Genomic DNA, 1,568 nt, shown 5'->3' on the forward strand with positions numbered 1-1,568 from the left:
CAGCGGGGTGGTGCTCCTCGACCCGCCGCGCTCGGGGGCCGGCCGGGAGGTCGTCGAGCGGGTGTCGGCGCTGGCCGCGGCATCCGTCGTCTACGTCGCCTGCGACCCCGTCGCCCTCGCCCGCGACATCGGCACCTTCCGCACGCACGGATATGAGCCGCAGAGCATCCACGCTCTCGACCTCTTCCCCCACTCGCATCACCTGGAGGCCGTCGCCGTCCTCTCCCGGCTCGGCGGTGCTGGCTAGGCTGGCGGCATGACGCGGGTGGTTCTCATCGACGACCACGAGTCGGTGCGGCTCGGTCTCGAGGCCGCCTGTGCGCGCACCGGCGCGACACAGGTCGTGTACTCCGGCAGCAGTGTCTGCCCCTACCTCCGGTGGCGGGCGGATGCCGGGGTCTCGCCGGTCGACGTCGTCGTGCTCGATCTCACTCTCGGCGACGGGACCACCGTGACCGAGAACGTGCAGCGTCTGGTCGCCGACGGTTCTCCGGTGCTCATCCACAGCGTCGCCGACCGTCCCGCCGCCGTCCGCGAGGCGCTCGCCGCCGGCGCGTCCGGCGTGATCAGCAAGGCATCGCGCATCGACGACGTCATCGCCGCGATCCGCACGATCGCCGCAGGCGACGCGCTCGACAACATCGAATGGGCGAGCGCGGTCGAGGGCGATCGCGCGTTCGCCGACGCGCAGTTGTCCAGGCGCGAGCGTGACGTGCTGCGGCTGTACGCCGCCGGCCTGCCGTTGAAGGCCGTCGCGGAGCGCCTCGGCATCGCGTACTCGACCGCGAAGGAGAACATCACCCGGGTTCGAGTGAAGTACGTCGAGGTCGGGCGCCCGGCGCCCACGAAGGTCGACCTGCTGCGCCGCGCCATGGAGGACGGCCTCATGCCCAGCGGTCCCCACGGCCCCAGCGGCGGCGACGGTGTCCACTGACAAGCCGGCGGTGGCGGCCGATCCGGCCGTTCGCGCGCCCCTCGGCGACATCGCCGCCGGTCCCGAGACCTTCACGCAGGCCCGCGTCGAGCGCATCATCGACGTCGTCGTGGCGCTCGGCTCCACCGTGCTCGGCCTTCAGGCGTTCCTGAACGCGCTCGGCTCGGGGCACGAGAGTTCGGCGTGGCGCCTCGGACTCATGATCGGGGTCTTCGTGCCGCTCGCGTTGATGATCCTCGCGTGTGGGAGTGGGGTCGCCGTGCGGCAGGGAGCGGGACTGTTCGCGATCGTGTTTCCGATCGCCCTGCTCGCGTGGCCCGCCGCGACGGCGGGACGGAGTGGGGATGCCGGTCGCGAGCCCTGGATCTGGTATCTGCTCAACGTCGCGGTGGTCGCTGCCGTCATCGCATTCCGCATGCCGCTGCAGATTCTGTGGGCCCTGCTCGTGCCGGTCTCGTACGCGACGGTCCGACTGATACAGGTGGGAGCGCGTCCGACCTCGACGGCGTCGATCGTGCTCGACGCCGTGTTCGTCCTGATCGTCGCGGGGGTCCTCATCACCCTGGGGTGGATGTTGCGGTCGGTGGCGGTCGGCATCGACCGTGCGCGCCGCGACGCGGTCGCCTCCTACGCC

Annotated in this window: 1 protein-coding gene and 2 pseudogenes; all 3 read left to right on the forward strand. The window is 71.5% G+C overall.

The genetic code is table 11. The features are described 5' to 3' along the window. Positions 1–247: pseudogene (locus WBP48_RS06845) on the forward strand (class I SAM-dependent RNA methyltransferase); the annotation flags it as partial. A gap of 9 nt (positions 248–256) precedes the next feature. Beyond that, positions 257–934, forward strand: a complete 678-nt coding sequence (locus tag WBP48_RS06850; protein ID WP_424438033.1) for a response regulator — start codon at positions 257–259, stop codon at positions 932–934. Then, a pseudogene (locus WBP48_RS06855) lies at positions 924–1,568 on the forward strand (ATP-binding protein); the annotation flags it as partial. The gene WBP48_RS06850 and the pseudogene WBP48_RS06855, both read left to right, overlap by 11 nt.

Origin of the sequence: Microbacterium sp., from assembly GCF_049661145.1 — a bacterium.
GTDB lineage: Bacteria > Actinomycetota > Actinomycetes > Actinomycetales > Microbacteriaceae > Microbacterium.